Origin of the sequence: Pseudomonas protegens (assembly GCF_003363755.1) — a bacterium.
In the GTDB taxonomy this organism is placed as follows: Bacteria; Pseudomonadota; Gammaproteobacteria; order Pseudomonadales; family Pseudomonadaceae; genus Aquipseudomonas; species Aquipseudomonas danubii.
Genome location: NZ_CP031396.1, coordinates 5,770,032 through 5,792,248 on the forward strand (window position 1 = coordinate 5,770,032; position 22,217 = coordinate 5,792,248).

Here is a 22,217-nt window from a genome sequence, read left to right on the forward strand (position 1 = left end):
TTGGCGGTCATTCAGACCAGCAGGTCTTCGTAGAAGGCGCCAAAGGGGCGAGTGGGGTGGGCGATCTGGATTTCCAGGATCCACAGGCCCACTTGTGGGCAGTCGGCGAAGTCCCCCAGGTCTCCAGCGCGATAGATGGCGTGGGGGAAGTCGCTGACCCGATGCCCCTTGATCTCCAGGTTGAGCATCCAGCCCATGGCGCGGGCCTGTTCTTCGGCATATTGGTACAGTTCGGCGCCGGCCACTTGATGGGTTTTCCAGTGATCGTGCACCTGATCGAACAGGCTCTTGGCGGCCGCGGCACAGGCGTGCATTTCCTCGTCGCAACCTACGACGTAAGTCGCTCCGCAATCGCCTTCGTGGCGATCCCAGACGACTCCCAGGTCAATGAAGAACAGATCGTTTTCATTCAGCTGGGGGTCGCTGTCGGAGCGTTGCTTGAAGGTCTTAAGGGTGTTGGCGCCAAAACGAATCAGCAGTGGGTGCCAAATACGTTCCATGCCCAGCTCCTGTAATACTTGCAGGCCCATCTCCCCGGCGGTGGATTCGTGCATGCCGGGCCTGATCCGCCTGGCCATTTGCGCGATGGCCTCCCAGGTCATGCGCTTGGCGTGGAGCATGCCTTCCAGGCTGTAGGCCAGGCCCACGGCTTCTTTGTTGGTTGCGATCATTCGTCGGCTCTCGGTCAGGGTGTTTGTTTTTCTACCGCTATGTAGATTGCTATATAGCGATGACCTGGCGGCTGATGCAATCGTTGTCGACGTGAAGCAATCTGCAACTAAACCGCGGCAGTGCATGGCGTCTGCTCCCGCCAGCCTTATAATGAGCGCCTTTGCGCATATCAGCAGGCTGTAAGTTCTTGGCAAATATAGATAACCCGGCCGCCGAAATGGCGGCCGCAGGCTTTTCCCGCATCGCTCTGGGTGTTGAATACAAGGGATCGCGCTATCGCGGTTGGCAGCGTCAGGCTTCTGGTGTGCCCAGCGTCCAGGAAACCCTGGAGAAGGCCTTGTCCAGGGTCGCGGACTCTCCCGTGGTGGTGGCTTGTGCGGGGCGTACCGATGCCGGTGTGCATGCCTGTGGTCAGGTGGTGCATTTCGATACCCAGGCCGTGCGCTCGATGAAGGCTTGGGTCATGGGGGCCAATATCAACCTGCCTCATGACATCAGTGTCAGTTGGGCTCGTGAGATGCCGGCGCATTTTCATGCTCGGTTCAAGGCGATTGCCCGGCGCTATCGCTATGTGATCTACAACGATCAGATCCGTCCGGCCCATCTCAATGAGGAGGTCACTTGGAATCACCGGCCGCTGGATATCGAACGGATGGCCCAGGCTGCCGCGTTTCTGGTGGGGACCCATGATTTCAGTGCGTTCCGGGCTGGCCAGTGCCAGGCCAAGTCACCGATCAAGGAGATTCACCACCTGCGGGTTACCCGGCACGGCAAGATGATTGTCCTGGACATTCGCGCCAGTGCCTTCCTGCATCACATGGTGCGCAATATTGCCGGGGTCTTGATGACCATTGGTGCGGGCGAGCGGCCGGTGGAGTGGGCGCGGGAGGTCTTGGAGAGCCGGATTCGCCGCACGGGCGGGGTCACCGCCCATCCTTTCGGCCTGTATCTGGTGCAGGTGGAATACAAGGATGAGTTCCAGTTGCCGGAGCGATACATCGGGCCACATTTCCTCACCGGTTGGTCTGAACTTGACGGCTGACGCCCGGAAAAGCATTTGCTACCATCCGGAACTTTCCGAATTTGCCCCCGAGGTTCAAACGACATGTCAGCTGTTCGCAGCAAGATTTGCGGGATTACCCGCATAGAAGATGCGTTGGCAGCGGTGGCGGCGGGGGCCGATGCCATCGGTCTGGTGTTCTATGCCAAGAGTCCCCGGGCGGTGAGTGTGCAGCAGGCGCGGGCGATCATCGCCGCCTTGCCGCCGTTCGTGACGACGGTCGGGCTGTTCGTCAATGCCAGTCGCTGCGAGTTGGGGGAGATCCTCGATGTCGTTCCGCTGGACCTGCTGCAGTTCCATGGCGATGAGTCGGCAGCGGATTGCGAGGGTTATCACCGTCCCTATATCAAGGCGCTGCGCGTCAAGGCCGGGGATGACGTTGCTGCTGCCTGCCTGGCTTATCCGCGCGCCAGCGGAATTCTGCTGGATACCTATGTCGAGGGTGTGCCGGGGGGAACTGGCGAGGCCTTTGACTGGTCCTTGGTTCCTCAGGGGCTGAGCAAGCCGATCATCCTGGCTGGCGGGCTGTCTGCGCAGAACGTCGCCGAGGCCATTACTCGGGTTCGCCCCTACGCGGTGGACGTCAGTGGCGGTGTGGAGCAGAGCAAGGGCATCAAGGACCCGGCAAAGATTCAGGCATTTATGCAGGCAGTGCGTCGTAGCAACGAGTCGATGTGACGGCTGGCAGTCTGCCGCCGTCCATAACACCACTGTACAAAACAGGCAGGCGCCGCCTTAAGGCGGGGTCGGAATCGAGTGGCAACCGCTCTATTGCGGGTTGTCGGGATGGCTGAGGGGCGCTTCATTGCAGGCAGGTCGAGCCCGGTGCTGACCGCGGTAGCGAAGTGATCATCGCCGCACACATGAATTTAGCTCAAGGGCATACGCGGGGTTGCGAACCAGAGCGTTCGGGCCGCCGGTACTGGAGAAAGAAAGCATGAGCAACTGGTTAGTAGACAAACTGATCCCTTCGATCATGCGTTCCGAGGTGAAGAAAAGCTCGGTGCCCGAAGGTCTTTGGCACAAGTGTCCGTCCTGCGAGGCGGTGCTTTATCGTCCGGAGCTGGAAAAGACCCTGGATGTTTGCCCCAAGTGCAATCACCACATGCGCATCGGTGCTCGCGCCCGGATCGATATTTTCCTCGACGCCGAAGGTCGTGCCGAGCTGGGCGCTGACCTGGAGCCGGTTGACCGTCTGAAGTTCCGTGACGGCAAGAAGTACAAGGACCGTCTGACAGCAGCGCAGAAGCAGACGGGCGAGAAGGACGCTCTGATCTCCATGAGTGGCACTCTGCTAGGCATGCCGGTCGTGGTCTCGGCCTTTGAGTTCTCCTTCATGGGCGGCTCCATGGGCGCCATCGTTGGCGAACGCTTTGTCCGTGCGGCCAACTACGCTCTGGAAAACCGTTGCCCAATGATCTGCTTCTCCGCCTCCGGTGGTGCGCGGATGCAGGAGGCGCTGATCTCCCTGATGCAGATGGCCAAGACCTCCGCCGTGCTGGCGCGCCTGCGTGAAGAAGGTATTCCATTCGTCTCCGTGCTGACCGACCCGGTCTACGGTGGTGTTTCCGCCAGTCTGGCGATGTTGGGTGATGTAATCGTCGCCGAGCCTAAAGCCCTGGTGGGCTTCGCGGGGCCGCGAGTGATCGAGCAGACCGTGCGGGAAAAACTGCCGGAAGGCTTCCAGCGCAGCGAATTCCTTCTGGAGCACGGTGCCATCGACATGATCATCTCCCGTCAGGAGCTGCGTCCGCGCCTGGGTAATCTGCTGGCCCAGCTCATGGGGCTGCCGACGCCTGAATTCGTGGCTGCTCCCGTTGAACCGATCGTGGTTCCGCCGGCTCCAGCAAACCTATGACCCAGCGTACCCTGGGCGATTGGCTCGCCTACCTTGAGCAGTTGCACCCTTCGGCCATCGATATGGGGCTTGAGCGCTCGCAGCAGGTAGTGGCCCGGATGGGGCTGGGCAAGCCGGCGCCTCGGGTCATCACAGTCACGGGTACCAATGGCAAGGGCTCTACTTGTGCCTTTGTCGCTTCCCTGTTGCGGGCTCAGGGCCTGCAGGTTGGGGTCTACAGCTCGCCGCACCTGCTGCGCTACAACGAACGGGTGCAGATCAATGGCGTTGAGGCCACTGATCAGCAACTGTGCGAGGCCTTTGTTGCGGTAGAGGCGGGGCGTGGTGATGTTTCCCTGACCTATTTCGAGATGGGCACCCTGGCGGCGTTCTGGCTGTTCCAGCGCGCGGCCCTGGATGCCGTAGTCCTGGAAGTGGGGCTGGGTGGGCGTCTGGATGCGGTCAATCTGGTGGATGCCGACCTGGCATTGGTCACCAGCATTGGTGTCGATCATATCGAGTACCTGGGGGATTCCCGGGAGTCCGTGGCTTTCGAGAAGGCTGGAATCTTCCGTGCCGGCGCTCCAGCTCTGTGTGGCGACCTGAATCCGCCGCAGCCTTTGCTGGACAAGGCGCGAGAGCTGGGTTGTCCGCTTTTTCTCCGGGGGCGAGATTTCGACCTCGGGCTCACCGAAGAATATTGGCAATGGCGCGGTCTGGATGCCCGGGGCAATCAGGTTGAGTTGCGGGATCTGCCGCTGCTCGATTTGCCCATGGAAAACGCGGCGTTGGCGTTGCAGGCCTACCTGCTTACCGGGTTGCCCTGGCAGCCTGAGCTGATCGGTGCAGCTCTGCAGCGGACCCGGGTGACCGGCCGTCTGGATCGTCGGCAGATCGAGTGGCGGGGCAAGCGTCTGAATCTGCTGCTGGATGTGGGGCACAATCCCCATGCCGCGCAGTATCTGGCTGAGCGCCTGGCGCGTCGACCCTTAGCCGGCAAGCGCCTGGCGGTATTCGGCCTGCTGGCAGACAAGGATCTGTCGGGAGTTGTCGGCAGTTTGCAGGCCTCGGTCCAGCACTGGGCGGTGGCTCCACTGGATTCGCCTCGGGCGCGTCCTGTTGAGGATCTGCAGGCCGCCTTGGAGAACCTTGGTGCTTCGGTAGCGTCTTATGCCAGTGTCGCAGCGGCGTTGGACGCGCAATGTGCGCAAGCGACTGCAGATGACGAAATTCTGCTGTTCGGATCTTTTTATTGTGTTGCCGAGGCGCTTGAGTGGCTCGCCCGGCGCTCCACGGAGGAAGCTGCACATGGCAATGCTGGATAAGGTCTACAAGCAGCGAATGGTTGGAGCGCTGGTGTTGGTGGCTTTGGCGGTGATTTTTCTGCCGATGCTGTTCTCGCGAGAGGATGAGCAGCGCCACGTAACGGTTGAAGCGCCGCCGGCGCCACAGGCCTCGGCCATGCCTCAGGTTCAGGTTGAGCCGGTGGTGGTGCCTGAGCCCCAGGTATTGCCCCAGGAACCGGTGCCTGTCGAGGAGCCCGTGGTGCAGCAGGTTGCACCGTCGATGCCGATTGCTCCGAGTGCGCCAGCACCTGTAGTGGCCAGCAAGCCGGCGCCAGCGCCTAAGCCTGCCCCTGTGCCGGCCCCAGCCCAGCCGATTGCCGTAGCCAAGCCTGATACCAGTCAGAGTCGGATCGATGCCAATGGTCTGTCCATCAGCTGGTCGGTGCAGTTGGCCAGCCTGTCGAGCCGTGAAAGTGCGGAAAACCTGCAGAAAACCCTGCGCAGCCAGGGCTATAACGCATATATCCGTTCTGCTGAAGGCAAGAATCGGGTGTTTGTCGGGCCGTTGATCGAGCGGGCCGAGGCTGATCGTCTGCGTGACCTGTTGGGTCGTCAGCACAACCTCAAGGGGTTTGTGGTGCGCTTCCAGCCGGAGCGTGGCTGAGGCTATCTGGCTGATTTCAAAAGCACAGTGAATCGCAGCTTACCGACAGCCAAGCGCTCTGTTAAAATGCGCCGCCTTATCCGTCTGTAGGCTGCACTGTGCCATTTACCTGGGTTGACTGGGCGATCGTTGCAATAATCGCCATCTCCGCTTTGATCAGCTTGAGCCGCGGTTTCGTCAAAGAAGCCTTGTCGTTGCTTACCTGGATCATCGCAGGAGTCGTTGCCTGGATGTTTGGTGGCTCACTGTCCGAGTACCTCGGCGGTTATATCGAAACTCCTTCGGCTCGCGTGATCGCGGGCTGCGCAATCATGTTTGTCGCCACCTTGCTGGTGGGGGCAATGGTCAACTATCTCATCGGCGAATTGATTCGTGTCACCGGTCTCTCCGGAACCGATCGATTTCTCGGCATGGCCTTCGGCGCGGCGCGTGGCGCGTTGCTGGTGGTCGTGGCCGTCGGGCTCTTGAGCCTGGGGCCGGTTCAGCAGGATTCCTGGTGGCAACAGTCGCGACTGGTGCCACAATTTCTATTGGTTGCAGACTGGTCCAAGAACCTCATTCTGGGGTGGAGCAGTCAGTGGCTGGCCAGCGGTATCAGCGTACCCGCTGAAATACCGTTCAAGGAGCACCTCTTACCGGCCAAAACGCCTCAGTAAGATGTGTTCAGTTCAGTTTCATTAAGTAGGGGTTGCGTCGCATGTGTGGCATCGTCGGTATCGTCGGTAAGTCGAACGTCAATCAGGCGCTGTATGACGCGCTAACCGTCCTCCAGCACCGCGGCCAGGACGCTGCCGGTATCGTGACCAGCCATGATGGCCGGTTATTCCTGCGCAAGGACAATGGCCTGGTTCGTGATGTGTTCCAGCAGCGGCATATGCAGCGTCTGGTCGGTCACATGGGTATTGGCCATGTGCGTTACCCGACTGCGGGCAGTTCGACTTCGGCCGAGGCTCAGCCGTTCTACGTCAACTCGCCGTACGGCATCACCCTGGCGCACAACGGCAACCTGACCAATGTCGAGCAGTTGGCCAAAGAGATCTATGAGTCCGATCTGCGCCACGTCAACACCAACTCCGACTCCGAAGTGCTGCTCAACGTGTTCGCTCACGAGCTGGCCCAGCGCGGCAAGCTGCAGCCTACCGAGGAAGACGTGTTTGCTGCGGTGACTGACGTGCACAACCGCTGTGTCGGTGGTTACGCAGTGGTGGCCATGATCACCGGTTACGGCATCGTCGGTTTCCGTGATCCACACGGTATCCGTCCGATCGTCTTCGGCCAGCGTCATACCGACGAAGGCGTGGAGTACATGATTGCCTCGGAAAGCGTTTCCCTGGACGTGCTGGGCTTCACCCTGATTCGCGACCTGGCTCCGGGCGAGGCGGTCTACATCACTGAAGAAGGCAAACTCTACACCCGCCAGTGCGCCACCAACCCGCAGCTGACTCCGTGCATCTTCGAGCACGTTTATCTGGCTCGTCCTGACTCGATCATTGATGGTGTCTCGGTGTACAAGGCGCGTCTGCGTATGGGCGAGAAGTTGGCCGAGAAGATCCTGCGCGAGCGTCCGGAGCACGATATTGATGTGGTGATCCCGATTCCGGACACCAGTCGTACCGCGGCGTTGGAGTTGGCCAACCATCTGGGCGTCAAGTTCCGCGAAGGTTTCGTCAAGAACCGCTATATCGGTCGCACCTTCATCATGCCGGGGCAGGCGGCGCGGAAGAAATCCGTGCGTCAGAAACTCAATGCAATTGAGCTGGAATTCCGCGGCAAGAACGTGATGCTGGTGGATGACTCCATCGTCCGTGGCACCACCTGCAAGCAGATCATCCAGATGGCCCGTGAAGCCGGCGCGAAAAACGTCTACTTCTGCTCGGCGGCCCCTGCTGTACGCTATCCGAACGTGTACGGCATCGACATGCCAAGCGCCCATGAACTGATTGCCCACAATCGTTCGACCCAGGATGTGGCGGACCTGATCGGTGCCGACTGGCTGATCTATCAAGACTTGCCAGACCTGATCGAAGCGGTCGGTGGTGGCAAGATCAAGATCGAGAGCTTCGATTGCGCCGTGTTTGATGGCAAGTACGTCACTGGCGATGTGGATGAGGCCTATCTGAACAAGATCGAGGACGCTCGTAATGATGCTTCCAAGGCCAAGACTCAGGCAGTCAGCGCCATCATCGATCTGTACAACAACTGATCCAGAGCATTTAAGAAGACATTAGGAGTAGGCGGCATGAGTCAGGATTGGGATGCCGGTCGGCTGGACAGCGACCTTGAAGGCGTAGCGTTCGATACCCTGGCGGTGCGCGCCGGCCAACACCGCTCGCCGGAAGGCGAGCACGGTGATCCAATGTTCTTTACCTCCAGCTATGTGTTCCGTACAGCCGCCGATGCGGCTGCGCGGTTCGCCGGCGAGGTTCCTGGTAACGTCTATTCGCGCTACACCAATCCGACGGTGCGCTCGTTCGAAGAACGAATCGCGGCGCTGGAAGGTGCGGAGCAGGCAGTCGCCACGGCCACTGGCATGGCGGCCATTCTTTCGGTGGTGATGAGTCTTTGCAGTGCTGGGGACCACGTGCTGGTGTCGCGCAGTGTATTCGGCTCGACCATCAGCTTGTTCGAGAAGTACTTCAGGCGTTTTGGTGTTGAGGTTGATTACGTACCCCTGGCGGACCTGTCCGGCTGGGATGCGGCAATCAAGAGCAACACCAAATTGCTGTTTGTCGAGTCGCCATCCAATCCCTTGGCCGAGTTGGTGGACATCGCCGCACTGGCCGAGGTAGCTCATGCCAAGGGTGCGATGCTGGTGGTCGACAACTGTTTCTGTACCCCTGCGTTGCAGCAGCCGCTGAAGCTTGGTGCGGACGTGGTGGTGCATTCGGCGACCAAGTTCATTGACGGTCAGGGCCGTTGTATGGGCGGTGTGGTGGCCGGCCGCAGCGAACAAATGAAAGAAGTGGTGGGTTTCCTGCGTACTGCAGGGCCGACCCTGAGTCCGTTCAATGCTTGGATTTTCCTCAAGGGACTGGAGACTCTGAGCTTGCGGATGCGTGCCCACTGCTCCAATGCCCTGGCCCTGGCGCAATGGCTGGAGCAGCAGGACGGTGTCGAGAAGGTGCACTACGCCGGTCTTGCCAGTCATCCGCAGCACGAGCTGGCCAAGCGCCAGCAGCGTGGTTTCGGTGCGGTGGTGAGCTTTGAGGTCAAGGGCGGTAAAGAGGGCGCCTGGCGCTTTATCGATGCCACTCGGCTGATTTCGATCACTGCCAACCTGGGCGACAGCAAAACCACTATTACCCATCCGAGCACCACTTCCCACGGGCGTCTGGCGCCTCAGGAGCGTGAGGCTGCGGGTATTCGTGACAGTCTGATCCGCATTGCAGTGGGGCTGGAGGATGTGGCTGACCTGCAGGCCGACCTGGCTCGCGGTCTGGCAGCCTTGTGATCGAGTTGTCCACGCCTCAGAGTGGCGTTAATGGTCGTGTTGCGCTGGTCACCGGCGCGGCGCGGGGCATTGGCCTGGGGATCGCTGCATGGCTGATCAGTGAAGGCTGGCAAGTGGTGCTGACCGATCTGGATCGGGAGCGCGGTTCCAAGGTTTCCAAGGTGCTGGGTGAGAATGCCTGGTTCATCACCATGGACGTGGCGGATGAGCAGCAGGTGGCTCAAGGGGTTGCCGAGGTGCTGGGGCAGTTCGGGCGCCTGGACGCCCTGGTCTGCAATGCTGCGGTGGCCGATCCGCACAACATCACCTTGGAAAGCCTGGACCTGGCCTACTGGAATCGGGTGCTGGCGGTGAATCTTGGCGGGCCTATGCTGCTGGCCAAGCATTGCGCGCCTTATCTGCGTGCCCATGGCGGTTCTATCGTCAACCTGGCTTCTACTCGTGCTCGGCAATCGGAGCCCGACAGTGAGGCCTATGCGGCGAGCAAGGGTGGTTTGCTGGCCTTGACTCACGCCCTGGCAATTAGTCTGGGGCCGGAAATTCGGGTCAACGCCGTGAGTCCTGGCTGGATCGACGCTCGTGATCCAGCGGTGCGACGTGCCGAGCCTTTGTCTGATGCTGATCACGCCCAGCATCCAGCAGGCAGGGTGGGGGCGGTGGAGGACGTGGCAGCGATGGTGGCTTGGCTGCTGTCGCGCAACTCGGGATTCGTTACTGGTCAAGAGTTCGTGGTGGACGGCGGCATGACCAAGAAAATGATTTATCAGGGATGATGCGGTCTTGGCTTTTGCCTGAGCCTCGCAGTGTGTCGCTTGCAGCTGTTTCTGAAAAAAACTTCAAGCCTGCTATTGACTTAGCTTCGGTACCTGCGTAAATTTCGCGGCCTCAGCGAAGCAAAGGGTGATTAGCTCAGCCGGGAGAGCATCTGCCTTACAAGCAGAGGGTCGGCGGTTCGATCCCGTCATCACCCACCATTGCTGAGAGTCTTTCGAGAGAAAGGCGGAAGCTTCCAAGGAAGCCTCCAACCGACGCGCAGCGGTAGTTCAGTCGGTTAGAATACCGGCCTGTCACGCCGGGGGTCGCGGGTTCGAGTCCCGTCCGCTGCGCCATATTTTCCAGATCAGGTTGACCTGGTTTGAGATTGAAAAGTCCAAAAGCTTTTTAGTCAGACGATTTAAACGGTTCACATGGACGCAAGTCCAAGCGATACGCAGCGGTAGTTCAGTCGGTTAGAATACCGGCCTGTCACGCCGGGGGTCGCGGGTTCGAGTCCCGTCCGCTGCGCCATATCAGTTTCAAGGACCACTGAACGCCTTGAAGCAACGAAGAAAGCCAAAGGCTTGATTCGCATAGATAGCAAAGACCCTGGTCGAAAGACCGGGGTTTTTTGTTTTTGCAATAAGCATGGCGCAGTTGTGCAATTTGAGTGGAAATGTCCTAGCATAAAAAAACCGCCTGTTGGGCGGTTTTTTTATGGTGGCAGAAAGGCCGTTTATCAGAGGCCGAACTTGTCTCGTAGACTGTAGTACCAGGCTCCTAGTGCAGTGAATGGAGTGCGCAGCAATTGGCCTCCAGGGAAAGGGTAGTGGGGTAGATCGGCGAAGGCGTCAAAACGCTCTGCCTGGCCTCTTAGGGCTTCTGCCAGGACCTTGCCCGCCAGGTGGGTATAGGTCACGCCGTGCCCACTGCAGCCCTGGGAGTAGTAGATGTTGTCTCCCAGGCGGCCAACCTGTGGCAGGCGTGACAGGGTTAGCAGGAAGTTGCCGGTCCAGGCGTAGTCGATCTTCACGTTTTGCAGCTGCGGGAAGGCCTTGAGCATCTTCGGCCGGATGATCGCTTCGATATTGGCCGGGTCACGGGCGCCATACACTACTCCGCCGCCGAAGATCAGGCGCTTGTCGCTGGAGAGGCGGTAATAGTCCAGCAGGTAGTTGCAGTCCTCGACGCAGTAGTCCTGGGGCAGCAGGCTGGCTGCCAGCTCATCGCCCAAGGGTTCGGTAGTGATCACCTGGGTGCCGCACGGCATGGATTTGGCTGCCAGCTCCGGAATCAGGTTGCCCAGGTAGGCGTTGCCGGCGACGATGATGAACTTGGCGCGGACTTTACCCTGCGGGGTATGTACCACGGGGCTGGCGCCGCGCTCGATGCGTAGCGCTGGGGATTGTTCGTAAATGGTCCCGCCCAGGGATTCCACGGCAGCCGCTTCACCCAGGGCCAGGTTCAGCGGGTGGATGTGGCCGCCACTCATATCGAGCATGCCGCCCTTGTACTGGTCGCAGGCCACGACTTCACGAATCCGCCGCTCGTCCAGTAACTCCAGCTGAGTGTGGCCGTAGCGCTCCCAGAGACGCTTTTGCGACTCCAGGTGACCCATTTGCTTGTTGGTCAGTGCGGCAAACACGCCCCCGTCTTTCAGATCGCACTGGATCTGATACTTGGCGACGCGCTCGCGGATGATACGGCCGCCCTCGAATGCCATCTGGCCCAGCAGTTGTGCTTGCTTGGGGCCGACAGTGCGTTCGATTACATCGATGTCGCGACTGTAGCTGTTGACGATCTGCCCGCCATTGCGCCCGGATGCACCGAAGCCGACCTTGGCGGCCTCGAGCACGGTCACCCGGAAGCCGTTTTCCAGAAGAAACAGGGCGCTGGACAGGCCGGTGTAACCTGCGCCTATCACGCAGACGTCGGTTTCAACCTCATCTTGCAATTGTGGGCGTTCCGGGGCCGCATTGGCGGAAGCAGCGTAATAAGACTGTGGGTAGGGAATGTTCGCCATCCTGCGACCTCATGTGTTTAATATATTTTACGAGTGCGTCGATGCTACCTGAGTTGAAAATCCGCTACCAGACAGGAAGAAAAACTTCTTCGTGGCCGCGAAATTAAAAAATTCGCATATTCATAGGCTTAGCTGCAAAAAAGGTGTTGACACTCCTTTGGAATTCCGTAGAATGCCGCCTCACAGCAGGCACGTAGCTCAGTTGGTTAGAGCACCACCTTGACATGGTGGGGGTCGTTGGTTCGAGTCCAATCGCGCCTACCAAACAAAATCCGCTCTGCTGGGCGGTCTAGAAGGGGTTCACCGAAAGGTGAGCCCCTTTTTGCTTTGGGCGTTTTAATTGTATTGCGAGGTGCTCTTCAGAACTTCGGTGCGATCACTGTTTTTCCGCATGGCGCTTCTTGTCCTGATGGCGGCCGGAGTGAGCGGGCCGCTTGGGGATGTCGGGTCAGGGCGCTCGAATGAACTCCTTCCAGTGCTGAAACAACGCCGCGATATTGCTACTGGTCATCAGTGGCATTACCGCTTTTAACTGGTCGTCGCTCCAGTGCCTCCACTGCATCGCCAGAAGCCTCTCGATGCTACGTTCGTCGAAGCGTTTACGGATCGTCTTGAAAGGACTGCCGCCGACGATTGCCTAAGGTTCGACATCTCGTGTCACCAGGGCGCGGGTGCCTATCACTGCACCGTCTCCGATTTTGATGCCGGGCATGACAACGGCTTCGGAACCCATCCAGACATCATTGCCGATCACTGTGTCCCCAGCGGCTTCGTAGCCGTTTTGCGCGCCTGTGAACGCAGGCTCCTCGGACATCCAATAGAAGGGGAAGGTGCTGATCCGCTCGTTCCTATGCCCTTGGTTGCCGGGCATTATGAATGCCGCCCCTGAGCCAATTGAGCAGAAGCTGCCGATAATCAGTTGCTCAGCGCCTTCATCATGAAGAAGGTAGTTTGCGCAGTCATTGAAGCTGTGATCGCGCTAGTAGCCTGAGTAGTAGCTGTAGCGGCCCACCTGGATATCCGGGTGGGTTACTTGCTGATCAAGGGGATGCCTTTGAAGGGGGCTTTCAAAATAGCTGTTCATCAAGGTTTTTACTCCGTGTCTTCAATTGTCCTGGTCGTTGCCGTCCACGGTTCTTTTTGTGGGTGGCGGTCCTGTTGGCGAGCGGGTTGAGGATTTTTTACGTGCGGTTCCCTGTTTGCGCAGGCGAAGCTCGCCAACTTCTGGTGCAGGGAGCCGTCGTGATGGCCGGCTCCCGTGGCCGGGGGTCAGTCTTGGGCTATGAACGCGTTGCCGTTGAAACGGCGTACCGGGTTGCCGCGCTCCACTCGGTGATGGGCGTCGCGGCGTTGCAGACGCAGTGCTTCCTCGGATTGCTGTTGCCGATCCGCCAGGCGCTGCTGGATCAGCAGGCGAGCAACGCGCTTGTTGTCGTGCTGACTGCGTTCGGACTGCACTTTCACGCTGATTCCAGTTGCCAGGTGCGTGGCACGCACTGCGGAGTCGGTGGTGTTCACGTGTTGTCCGCCCGGACCTGATGCACGCATGGCTTCAAAGCGGATTTCGCCGTCCATGCTGTCTTGTGGAGCCTTGAACAGTTGCCCGGCGAAATACCAGTTCTTGCGTTTGTGTCCAGGGCGACACGGGCTTTTGCAGGTCCAGAGCAGGGTGCCTGTCCAGCGTTCAGCCAGTCTTGCAGCCTGTTCGCCATCAAGGCTGATCAGGACCGACTTGTGGGTGTCCCGGGTTTGGCCGGGTACCTGTTCGACCAGGCTGGTGCTTACGCCTTGTGCCTCGGCTTCGCGATACAGCAGGCGCAAGGCCTTGGTCACCGCCAGCTCGCACTCGGCAGGCCCCTGGGCAGAGGACAGCTGTAACAGCAGCATCAGCAGCACCCCCGGCGTTTGTAAGTCAGTACCGGCTTGAGCCGGGCGATGACCTTTACCAGGCCGGCGTCCCGTAGGCTGCCCACTACGCTGTCGATGCTCTTGTAGGCTTCGGGCGCTTCCTCGTACATCAATCCGCGGTCTTCGCAGATCACTCGGCTGCCCAGTTGCGTGCGCTTGAGCTGGTCGAAACTGAATCGGGTCGCCAGCCGGCCCTTGCAGTCGCTGCGCAGCCATTTGCGTCCGGCGCTGTGGGCCAGGGAGAACAGGCTGACAGGCGTCGGAGTGGGCTGTACCAGGTAGCTATAGTCACCGCGGGAGCCCGGAATGACCACTGGACCCTGGTCCGATGGTGTGGCGCCCTTGCGATGCAGCCAGCCCTCGACGCCATCGATATTCGCCGGGGACACCAGGTTGTGGTTGATGTCCAGAGCGGCGTGCCCCTTGGCTCGCAGGTTATGCAGCAGGCGTTCGGCAATCAGTCGTCGGTTGGCTTCGGCGAAGCGCAGGGCCTCATCATGCTCTTGCAAGTACTGGACGCCAGCGGCGCTGGTCATCTCCAGGCCGTTGTGCCCGTGCTGATCCACATGGCGCCGCAGTATGGCCTCTCCCAGGCCGCGAGAGCCGCTATGCACCAGCAGCAACAAGGCTTTCGGATTCAGTTCCAGAGCCAGCAGGGCTGCGGTGTCGTACACCTGATCGAGCTGTTGCAGCTCGGCGAAGTGATTGCCGCCGCCAATGGTGCCCAGTGAGTGCTCGTGACCGGTGAGGGGCAGGCCCAGCTGGGCACGTTCTTCATCCCACTGTTCATCCAGAGGGAGATCGATATTGCCGATTTTCTTTTCCAGCTTGTCCAGATTGAGGCGGCTGCTGGAGAGGTCGGTTTGCCACAGCGCCATGCCGCAGCCGATGTCGTTGCCCACCAGTGCCGGATAGGCCACCTCAGTGGAAAAAAATGCTGCACCCACCGGGTAGCCTCGGCCTGGGTGCAGGTCAGGCATGCCGATGACCTGGCGCATGCCGGGTAGTTGGGCGGTGGTGTGCAGTTGCTGGAGCGCTTTGTCTTCGATCCAGGTGGTGTCGGAGGCGATAAGAGAGACGCCATTCGACAAATGACGGATGCAAGTGTCCATGTCCAATTCCTGATTGGAAAAAAATATTCAGGTAGTGGCAGGACGGAGCGGGGTTAAGCGAAGGCGCTAACGGGTAGCGGATACAGCGTTTAAACCAGGCACGTCCTGCAAGGTGTGATCAGCTGTTGCATGGTGGATCTCCTTGGCAAAAGTGTGGGAAGGGGCGCGAAGGTTAATCCTTTGCCTGAGGCCTTGCAATGGGGTTTGTAAACAAAAGGCAATTGGCATTGTGGCTTCTTTTTTTCTGCTCAAACGCCTTTTCTCCGCCGTGTGAGCGATACTCTCGCGTTTTATGGACGAGGTGGCAGCATGCGGGTTTTGATGGCGGTGATGGTTGCGGTGTTGTTGGCCGGCTGTGCAAGTTCCACCATGGACGATGCCCGGACAAGAACGCCCAACAAGACCCTGACCTCGGCCAAGGCCGATCAGCTGGTGGCGCAATGCGTACAGTTCGCCTGGCAGGATGAGGCGGTCTTTGGTGTGGATGCGGCTGCCTACCTGCAAGCTGGCAAGGTAGGCGGATATACGGTGTATACCCGTGCAGCTGAAGTCTTCGTGGATATCAAGGCCGAGCCCTCGGGCACCGCTGTCCACTATTACGCGATCGAGGACAGCTCTGTTTCGAAGCGTCGATTGGCCGCGTTGGCGACCTGTCTGTAAGCCCAGACAGCGCTTCAGGTGTAGGCGCTCAGCCTTTCTGTCAGCAAACCCGGCAATCGCCGGGTTTTGTTGTTTCTGGGTGCCGTGTTTTCAACGCAAGTTGTATGGCTTGATATTTTCTCTCGGCAGAAAGTATGAGTTTTAGTGTAGAAAAGCGTGTAATACATTGACTCTTTAAAGTGTCAGTTCAAACAAAGAAGTCTAGTGTTTAATAGGGCTGGCGCTGAATTGTGTAAATTGTTCTGGATGGTTAGTTTGTGATGTGGTGAAAAAAATCGAGAAAAGTGCGCTAAGTTAAAGGTGCTCAACAAGGAGCAAGACTTACTTAATCAATGGAGTGAAAGATATGAACAAGCCACAAGCTCAAGTTAAACATGGTCGCGTTGTTTCGCCTTCCAGTCGTGGTGCGGTTGCTGTAGAGCTGGGATTGCTGGGAACCTGGCAGGTGAATGAAATGGAAGGCGGGAAAAACTTTCCGGCTCTGACCGCCGGGCCTTTCCCGAAACCTTACGACAGCGATGTCGGGAGCGCGGTACCTCCCGCAGATGGCCACATTCTCAGTGGTGGCAAGGTGGATGAGCGCGACTGCATCAACTTCACCAACGAGGAAATGTCGAAGAAAATCAATCGTGCCTTCAGCTGGCCGCTGCTCAATGTGGACCCCGGTCAGGTGTTCCGGGTGCAATGGGAGTACACCGCGCCCCACGTCACTCGTGGCTACAGCTGGTTCATCACTAAAGATGGTTGGGACCCGAAGCAACGCATCAGCCGCGCACAACTGGAACCTCAGGCTTTTTATCAGGATTTTTATACCGAAGTTCCATTCGACAAGTTTGGCTCGGTATTGAAGGCCAAGACTAATCATGAAGTTGTGCTGCCAAAAAACAAGAAAGGCCACCATGTTGTGGTGCTGGTGTGGGTTGTCGCCAATACCGGAAACGGGTTTTATCAGGCCTTCGATCTGGACTTCAAGTAAGTCTCGGTCGTGCAGCCCCCTTTAACAGTTCTGAAGGATTAGAGCGTGAATAAAATCGATTTTGCATTAAACAAGAGTCAAGCTGCCGATGCGGCCGCCATGATGCCGAGCATTGCCGGCAAGAAGATCCTCATGGGCTTCTGGCATAACTGGGCCGCCGGTTCTGCCGACGGTTATCAGCAGGGGCAATTTGCCAATCTGAGCCTGCTGGATGTCCCCAAGGAGTACAACGTGGTGGCGGTGGCCTTCATGAAGGGCAACGGCATTCCCACCTTCAAGCCCTACAACCTCTCGGACGCCGAGTTCCGGCGTCAGGTCGGTGTGCTCAACAGCCAGGGGCGCGTCGTGCTGATTTCCCTGGGTGGTGCCGATGCGCATATTGAGTTGCGCAAGGGCGACGAGCAGCCTTTGGCCAACGAAATCATCCGTCTGGTGGAGACTTACGGCTTCGATGGCCTGGATATCGATCTGGAGCAGAGTGCAATCGACTATGCCGACAACAAGAGTGTGTTGCCGGCAGCCTTGAAGCTGGTGAAGGATCACTATGCCGGTCAGGGCAAGCATTTCATCATCAGCATGGCGCCGGAGTTTCCGTACCTGACCAGCAATGGCAAGTACGTGGCTTACCTGCAAGCCCTGGAGGGCTACTACGACTTTGTCGCGCCGCAATACTACAACCAGGGTGGCGATGGACTCTGGGTGCCGGAGGCCAATGGCGGGCAGGGCGCCTGGATTGCCCAGAACAATGATCAGATGAAGGAGGACTTCCTGTTCTACCTGACCGACAGCCTGGCTTCGGGCTCTCGCGGTTACACCCGGATTGCGGCGGACAAGCTGGCAATCGGCTTGCCCAGCAACGTCGATGCCGCGGCCACGGGCTATGTCATCGATCCCGCGGCTGTGAGCAATGCGTTCAAGCGGCTGCAGGATGCTGGTCATGCCATCAAGGGCTTGATGACCTGGTCGGTGAACTGGGATGCCGGAGTCAGTCGGCAAGGCGTGCCGTACAACTGGGAGTTCCGCAACCGTTATGCGCCGTTGATCCATGGCGATGGCGCAGAGCCCGAGCGTCCCGGGGCACCTGGCAACCTGCAGGTGCTGGGAGCCACTCGTAGCAGTGTCACCTTGAGCTGGGGCGCCTCCAGTGGTGTGCGCCCGGTGGAGTTCTACACCCTGTATCGCGATGGCAATGCGGTGGGCCAGGCGACTTCCCTGGGCTTCGAAGACAAGGGGCTGAGTGCCGATACCCAGTACAGTTACTTCGTCACGGCCACTGATACTCAGGGTCGTGAATCGTTGCCCAGTCGCAGCCTGAGTGTCAGGACCGCGGGTGGCGCCGTCGATCCGAGCTTTCCTGAGTGGAGTAGCAGTCAACGCTATCTCCGGGATGACGGAGTGAGCTACGAGGGCAATCACTATCTTTGCCTTCAAGAGCACACTTCAAACCCGGCATGGACGCCCTCCGTGGCCTTCACCCTGTGGAGCAAGGTGTTGCTGGAGCGTCATGGCTGAACAGTGACGTCGTTGTTTTTCTCAACGGCAAGGCGGCCCGCACGGATGTTGTCGATCCGAATGCGGGTCGCCTTTTCTTTCTGAAGGCTGTCCATGGATGATCGGCGGCAGGTGGATGGGCGTGGCACCTGGTGTGGCATTGGCTCAGTTGTAATCATTGGTAAGCGGGGCTGCACTTGGGATCGGCTTGGGCGTAGTCTCGCGGCTCGATCAATGAGCAATGGACTTTTGCCATGTTTCAAATGAATAACCTGGTTCCGGAAATGCTGGTCACGGACCTGGAGCGCAGTCTGATTTTTTATCGCGATACCCTCGGTTTCAAGGTGGAGTATCAGCGTCCGGAACACTTCTTTGCCTTTCTCTCCTTCAACGGCGCTCAGTTGATGCTGGAGCAGGATGATCAGGAGGAATCAGAGTGGCGCGTCGGCCCCTTGCAGGCGCCTTTTGGCCGAGGCATGAACTTGTCCATTGAGTGCCCGGACATTCGCCAGATGGCTGCCGCTCTGGCGCATGCCGGTATCGTCCTGCGCAGGGAAATCCAGGAGTGCTGGTACCGGCATGATGAGTTACTGCATGGTGAGTTGAACCTGCTGGTGCTTGATCCGGACGGCTACCTGCTGCGGTTCACTGAGGATCTGGGGTTCAAGCCAGCGGTCAGCGCCTGACCGCCGAGCCCGGGTGCGACGCCTGTATTGCTGAGGCGCCGCGTACCGGGAGGCCGCGGTTGGTACTTGCCAGAAAAGGGCGATAGTCAGTGCTTGATGACAATCCAGTGGGCGGGAATCTGTTATAACCGCAATCCGGTCAGGGCATGCAGGTGTTCTGTAGGAGAGGTTCAAGACAAATAGGGCACGCGCCGCGCCAGCTGTTGGGCACAGGCAGGGAGCGGGTGCTCATTGGATTCATGGGGTTTCGCGTTTGTCCGGGGCGGTCAGTCCGGCTTGAATGCGTTGATAGATTTCCTCGCGGTGTACCGCGACGTCTTTTGGCGCGTTGATACCGATGCGGACCTGTTGGCCGCTGACGCCGAGAATGGTGATCGTAATGTCGTCACCGATGTTTATGCTTTCACCGACTTTGCGGGTGAGTATCAGCATGATCTTCTCCTTGATGGCTTTGTAGAGCACCAGATTCAAACAGTGCAGAGGTCGGTCTTAGGTATAGATTAGTGCGAAGTTCCACTGAGTGGGTGCCTCTTTCTGACGCGCAGACGATCTATTAATTCCCAAGGCGCAACTATACAGAGGCAATAAATATCATTCTTCCTGTTTCGGCCTGATTTTGTGACGAGGTCTCTTTTGTCTTGAGTGCTAAAATCGCCGCCTCAGACTTTCTAGGGGTAGGTTGTGCGCACAGTAGCGATGATGATAGCGGTGTTGGCGTTGGCCGGTTGCGGTGAAGGCAAGCCAGTCGAGGCGAACAAGAGCGCTTTGGCGACGACGCAGGTTCAGCCGGTTCAGGCTTCTAACGCGCCGCAGTGGGATGTGTGGGTGGGCAGCGAACTGCCCCTGGCGGTCAGTGATCTCACAGGTTGGCTGATCGAGCACGGGATCATGTCCAATGTGGTGACCGTGGAAGGCAAGAAGCGGGTGCTGCTCGGGCCTTTTGCGTCCCAGGCCGAGGCCGAGGCAAAAAAGACCGAAGTGGTCGAGAAACTCATCAAGGCCAAGAAGCGTGACATCGATGTCACGGTTATCGAGCACCAGGCTGCACAGTAAGCCCGCTCCCGCCATATCGAGAGGCGCCCACATCAAGGGGCGCCTCTGGGTCAGCCGCAGGCCTTGAGGTTGACGGTTCCGACAAACTCGTTCCCACGCCCCATCACACAGGCCACGCTCTGATTGCGTTGGCGCTCCCAATCCTGCACCGGATAGGTTTTGTTCCAGGCTTCGAAGAGCTGTCGATCCTGTTTCGACAGGCGCAGACCGTATTGCTTGCTCATGTAGAAGTAGGTGCGGGCGATCATGCCGCGAATCGAGGGGCGGGGCATGACTTTCTTGGCCTTGAAATCCACCTGGGTCAGGCATGAGCCATATTGCCCGGATTGCTCCGGCAGCCAGCCGAAACTGAAGTTGCTGCGGTCGCCATTCACTTCGCCAATGCTTGGTACCAGGTTATGCAAGTCCGCTTCGGCCCGCTGATAGACCGGGTCGGTACGGGTGCAATTCTTGCGCCCGCCTTGCTGCCAGCATTGGCGCTGATGACCGATCTGCCAGGCCGGCACTATGTGTTCCCATTCGATGCGCTCCGCACGCTTGGCGTTCTTGCGCGGTATATAGCCGCAAGCGGCGAGGTTTATCCGGTTGCCGTTGTACTTGCAGCCGCAGTAGAACTCGGTTGATTGGGGGGCATAGAGTTTCCAGGCGACTTTCTTGGCTTCGCTGAAGGTGCGTGGGGCATCGGCTTGGGCGGTGAAGGTGACGAAAAACAGCAGTACGGCAAAACAACGGACACTCATCAACTCAGTCTTCCTTCGGTACGACCCAGAAAATTTGCACGCCACCATCGTCGCGATAGGCGAGGGTGACGTTGTCGTTCTCGGCGATTTCCTCCAGCAGGCGTTCCCACTCGTCCTGGGGCTCATCGGCGAGGCGGAAGATCAGGGCTGCCTTGGCTTTCTGTGCGGTAGGGGAGTTGATGATTTTCTGGATGCGTACACCCAGGCGTTCGTAGGAGCTGAGGGGCGTTTGGGTCGTGGCCACGGAACAATCCTTAATAAGCTGTACGTGTATACAGTATTTAACTGTAAGACATTTCGCAACTGCTTAAGATTCAAGAAGTTCCTCTGACCATGCTTTACGCATTTGTCTCACGGATGAGGGAGATTTTTTACGGGGGAGGGCGCGACGAGGCTGTTAGGCGGGGGTGGGAGGGCGGAACCACTCGCCTGGATGGGCGAGTGGTTGAAGCCTGCTCGACCGGAGTCGGTCGAGCGGAGGGCTGTCAGTATTCCCAGAACATGCGTTGCAGTTCTTTGCTGTCCTGAGTCTTGGTCAGAGCGACCATGGCCAGGATGCGGGCTTTTTGCGGGTTCAGGTCGTGAGCCACGACCCAGTCGTTCTTGTCGTCAGGTTGTTCAGCGTTGCGCAGTACGAAGCCGCCAGCATTGACGTGGGAAGAACGAATGATCTGCACGCCGTTCTTGCGCAGCTCTTGCAAGGCTGGCACTACGCGGGAGGACACGGAGCCGTTGCCGGTACCGGCATGGATGATGGCTTTTGCACCACCTTGTGCCAGGGCCTTGTAAGCGGTGTCGCTGACGTTGCCGTAGCCGTAGGCGATTTCTACGTCAGGCAGGCTCTTGATGTTCTTGATGTCGAATTCCGAATCCATGGTGTGACGCTTGGCAGGCAGGCGGAACCAGTAGGATTTGCCTTCCACTACCATACCCAGTGGGCCCCATGGGCTCTTGAAGGCTTCGGTCTTGATGTTGATCATCTTGCTGACGTCGCGACCGGACTGGATTTCATCGTTCATGGTGACCAGCACGCCTTTACCGCGGGCGTTCTTGCTGCCGGCTACGGCTACTGCGTTGTACAGGTTGAGCATGCCGTCGGCCGACATGGCGGTGCCTGGGCGCATGGAGCCGACGACCACGATCGGTTTGTCGGTCTTTTCTACCAGGTTGAGGAAGTAGGCGGTTTCTTCCAGGGTGTCGGTGCCGTGGGTGATGACGATGCCATCGACGTCTTTGCTGTCGGCCAGTTCGGCAACGCGGCGACCCAGTTGCAGCAGGTTTTCGTTGGTGATGCTTTCCGAAGCGATCTGCATGACTTGCTCGCCACGCACATTGGCCAGTTGGCTCAGCTCGGGGATGCCGGCGATCAGTTGTTCGATGCCGACTTTGGCTGCTTGGTAGGTGGCGCTGTTCGCGGCACTGGCGCCGGCGCCGGCGATGGTGCCACCGGTAGCTAGGACCACAACGTTGGCGAGTTTCTGTTGGGTTTCAGCTTCTTTGGCCTGCACAGCTGCGGGCAGAAGCAGGAGGAGGGCCAAAGCGCCCGGAACGAAGGTTTTGAAGGCAGATTTCATTATTTTCTCTCTAGTAGTGAGACGGTGCTGATGCAGGTTCATCTAGAAACACCCCGATCGCAGATCTGTATGCGGTGAGGCGGTGAGGGTTGAGCAGGATCTGTACCAGCGCTACCTTGGTCCGATAAGTATTTTAAGTTACTGATTTATATCAACTTTATTCATTTTTCTGACGGCGATGGAGTGATGTGTGTCCGGGTTTCCGAACGTTTGCGCGGGTAGGCGTTCGGCAATCCGAAAATGCCCGTCAGCGGTTTGGTGCAAAGGG

At 58.6% G+C, this 22,217-nt stretch carries 22 protein-coding genes, 4 tRNA genes and 1 pseudogene; 18 read left to right on the forward strand and 9 right to left on the reverse strand.

The genetic code is table 11. The features are described from left to right. Nucleotides 1–11: 11 nt before the first annotated feature. Entirely contained in the window at nt 12–671 is a 660-nt protein-coding gene (locus DWF74_RS26190) for a M24 family metallopeptidase (protein ID WP_115581983.1), read from the reverse strand. Nucleotides 672–889: 218 nt separating this feature from the next. Here DWF74_RS26190 and truA point away from each other — a divergent pair, with 218 nt between their 5' ends. From truA to DWF74_RS26250, 12 genes are all read left to right on the forward strand, one after another. Further along, the gene (truA, locus tag DWF74_RS26195) at nt 890–1,714 is read left to right on the forward strand and encodes a tRNA pseudouridine(38-40) synthase TruA (RefSeq protein ID WP_102863657.1); all 825 of its coding nucleotides are present in this window, start codon (nt 890–892) and stop codon (nt 1,712–1,714) included. Between the two features lie 63 nt (nt 1,715–1,777). After that, nucleotides 1,778–2,410, forward strand: coding sequence for a phosphoribosylanthranilate isomerase (locus tag DWF74_RS26200; protein ID WP_115581984.1), 633 nt, complete (start codon nt 1,778–1,780; stop codon nt 2,408–2,410). A gap of 259 nt (nt 2,411–2,669) precedes the next feature. Then, a complete protein-coding gene (gene accD / locus DWF74_RS26205) occupies nt 2,670–3,590 on the forward strand; it encodes an acetyl-CoA carboxylase, carboxyltransferase subunit beta (RefSeq protein WP_060838410.1) in 921 nt (306 codons plus the stop codon). Next, nucleotides 3,587–4,894: a bifunctional tetrahydrofolate synthase/dihydrofolate synthase gene (gene folC / locus DWF74_RS26210; protein WP_115581985.1), complete on the forward strand. Its 1,308-nt coding sequence runs from the start codon at nt 3,587–3,589 to the stop codon at nt 4,892–4,894. The genes accD and folC overlap by 4 nt, the downstream gene beginning before the upstream one ends. Next, nucleotides 4,878–5,519, forward strand: coding sequence for an SPOR domain-containing protein (locus tag DWF74_RS26215; RefSeq protein WP_115581986.1), 642 nt, complete (start codon nt 4,878–4,880; stop codon nt 5,517–5,519). Before folC ends, DWF74_RS26215 begins: the two co-directional genes overlap by 17 nt. A 98-nt stretch (nt 5,520–5,617) precedes the next feature. Next, nucleotides 5,618–6,175, forward strand: a complete 558-nt coding sequence (locus DWF74_RS26220; protein ID WP_016968003.1) for a CvpA family protein — start codon at nt 5,618–5,620, stop codon at nt 6,173–6,175. 41 nt (nt 6,176–6,216) lie between these two features. Further along, entirely contained in the window at nt 6,217–7,722 is a 1,506-nt protein-coding gene (gene purF, locus DWF74_RS26225; protein ID WP_102863649.1) for an amidophosphoribosyltransferase, read from the forward strand. A gap of 36 nt (nt 7,723–7,758) precedes the next feature. After that, the gene (locus DWF74_RS26230) at nt 7,759–8,970 is read left to right on the forward strand and encodes an O-succinylhomoserine sulfhydrylase (protein ID WP_102863647.1); all 1,212 of its coding nucleotides are present in this window, start codon (nt 7,759–7,761) and stop codon (nt 8,968–8,970) included. After that, nucleotides 8,967–9,743 (forward strand): SDR family oxidoreductase, encoded by a 777-nt coding sequence (locus tag DWF74_RS26235; RefSeq protein ID WP_115581987.1) that lies wholly within the window; start codon nt 8,967–8,969, stop codon nt 9,741–9,743. The genes DWF74_RS26230 and DWF74_RS26235 overlap by 4 nt, the downstream gene beginning before the upstream one ends. A gap of 125 nt (nt 9,744–9,868) precedes the next feature. Continuing rightward, a tRNA-Val gene (locus DWF74_RS26240) sits at nt 9,869–9,944 on the forward strand. A gap of 58 nt (nt 9,945–10,002) precedes the next feature. Beyond that, nucleotides 10,003–10,079, forward strand: a tRNA-Asp gene (locus tag DWF74_RS26245). A 101-nt stretch (nt 10,080–10,180) separates the two neighbouring features. Next, nucleotides 10,181–10,257, forward strand: a tRNA-Asp gene (locus DWF74_RS26250). A gap of 208 nt (nt 10,258–10,465) precedes the next feature. Here DWF74_RS26250 and DWF74_RS26255 read toward each other — a convergent pair. Next, on the reverse strand, nt 10,466–11,749 hold the full coding sequence (locus DWF74_RS26255) for an NAD(P)/FAD-dependent oxidoreductase (protein WP_115581988.1): 1,284 nt from the start codon (nt 11,747–11,749) through the stop codon (nt 10,466–10,468). Between the two features lie 187 nt (nt 11,750–11,936). On the opposite strand from DWF74_RS26255, the gene DWF74_RS26260 reads away from it, so the two are divergent. Then, nucleotides 11,937–12,013: transfer RNA gene (locus DWF74_RS26260), tRNA-Val, on the forward strand. 184 nt (nt 12,014–12,197) lie between these two features. Here DWF74_RS26260 and DWF74_RS26265 read toward each other — a convergent pair. The 3 genes and pseudogenes from DWF74_RS26265 to DWF74_RS26275 form a co-directional block, all read right to left on the reverse strand. Further along, nucleotides 12,198–12,833: pseudogene (locus DWF74_RS26265) on the reverse strand (CatB-related O-acetyltransferase). Between the two features lie 185 nt (nt 12,834–13,018). Next, nucleotides 13,019–13,636 (reverse strand): peptide chain release factor H, encoded by a 618-nt coding sequence (gene prfH, locus DWF74_RS26270; protein WP_115582490.1) that lies wholly within the window; start codon nt 13,634–13,636, stop codon nt 13,019–13,021. Beyond that, complete coding sequence (locus DWF74_RS26275) at nt 13,636–14,769, reverse strand: RNA ligase RtcB family protein (RefSeq protein WP_115581989.1); 1,134 nt, start codon at nt 14,767–14,769, stop codon at nt 13,636–13,638. The genes prfH and DWF74_RS26275 overlap by 1 nt, the downstream gene beginning before the upstream one ends. Nucleotides 14,770–15,078: 309 nt before the next feature. Between DWF74_RS26275 and DWF74_RS26280 the strand changes: the two genes are divergently transcribed. The 4 genes from DWF74_RS26280 to DWF74_RS26295 all read left to right on the forward strand — a co-directional run bounded on the left by DWF74_RS26280 (nt 15,079) and on the right by DWF74_RS26295 (nt 18,582). Further along, nucleotides 15,079–15,429: a hypothetical protein gene (locus DWF74_RS26280; RefSeq protein ID WP_102882495.1), complete on the forward strand. Its 351-nt coding sequence runs from the start codon at nt 15,079–15,081 to the stop codon at nt 15,427–15,429. 346 nt (nt 15,430–15,775) lie between these two features. Beyond that, nucleotides 15,776–16,405 (forward strand): lytic polysaccharide monooxygenase auxiliary activity family 9 protein, encoded by a 630-nt coding sequence (locus DWF74_RS26285; RefSeq protein ID WP_102863640.1) that lies wholly within the window; start codon nt 15,776–15,778, stop codon nt 16,403–16,405. 45 nt (nt 16,406–16,450) lie between these two features. Next, nucleotides 16,451–17,917: a carbohydrate-binding protein gene (locus DWF74_RS26290; RefSeq protein ID WP_374704522.1), complete on the forward strand. Its 1,467-nt coding sequence runs from the start codon at nt 16,451–16,453 to the stop codon at nt 17,915–17,917. 233 nt (nt 17,918–18,150) lie between these two features. Then, a complete protein-coding gene (locus DWF74_RS26295) occupies nt 18,151–18,582 on the forward strand; it encodes a VOC family protein (protein WP_102863638.1) in 432 nt (143 codons plus the stop codon). Between the two features lie 237 nt (nt 18,583–18,819). On the opposite strand, the gene csrA is transcribed toward DWF74_RS26295, so the two are convergent. After that, the gene (csrA, locus tag DWF74_RS26300; RefSeq protein WP_007920550.1) at nt 18,820–19,014 is read right to left on the reverse strand and encodes a carbon storage regulator CsrA; all 195 of its coding nucleotides are present in this window, start codon (nt 19,012–19,014) and stop codon (nt 18,820–18,822) included. Nucleotides 19,015–19,278: 264 nt separating this feature from the next. Between csrA and DWF74_RS26305 the strand changes: the two genes are divergently transcribed. Beyond that, entirely contained in the window at nt 19,279–19,635 is a 357-nt protein-coding gene (locus DWF74_RS26305) for an SPOR domain-containing protein (protein WP_115581990.1), read from the forward strand. A gap of 50 nt (nt 19,636–19,685) precedes the next feature. Here the strand turns inward: DWF74_RS26305 and DWF74_RS26310 are convergent, their stop codons facing one another. The 3 genes from DWF74_RS26310 to DWF74_RS26320 form a co-directional block, all read right to left on the reverse strand. After that, nucleotides 19,686–20,375, reverse strand: a complete 690-nt coding sequence (locus DWF74_RS26310) for an endonuclease (protein WP_102864090.1) — start codon at nt 20,373–20,375, stop codon at nt 19,686–19,688. Nucleotides 20,376–20,379: 4 nt separating this feature from the next. Then, complete coding sequence (locus DWF74_RS26315; protein ID WP_102863635.1) at nt 20,380–20,649, reverse strand: DUF1654 domain-containing protein; 270 nt, start codon at nt 20,647–20,649, stop codon at nt 20,380–20,382. Nucleotides 20,650–20,860: 211 nt separating this feature from the next. Next, on the reverse strand, nt 20,861–21,949 hold the full coding sequence (locus tag DWF74_RS26320; RefSeq protein ID WP_110596810.1) for an asparaginase: 1,089 nt from the start codon (nt 21,947–21,949) through the stop codon (nt 20,861–20,863). Nucleotides 21,950–22,217 lie beyond the last annotated feature (268 nt).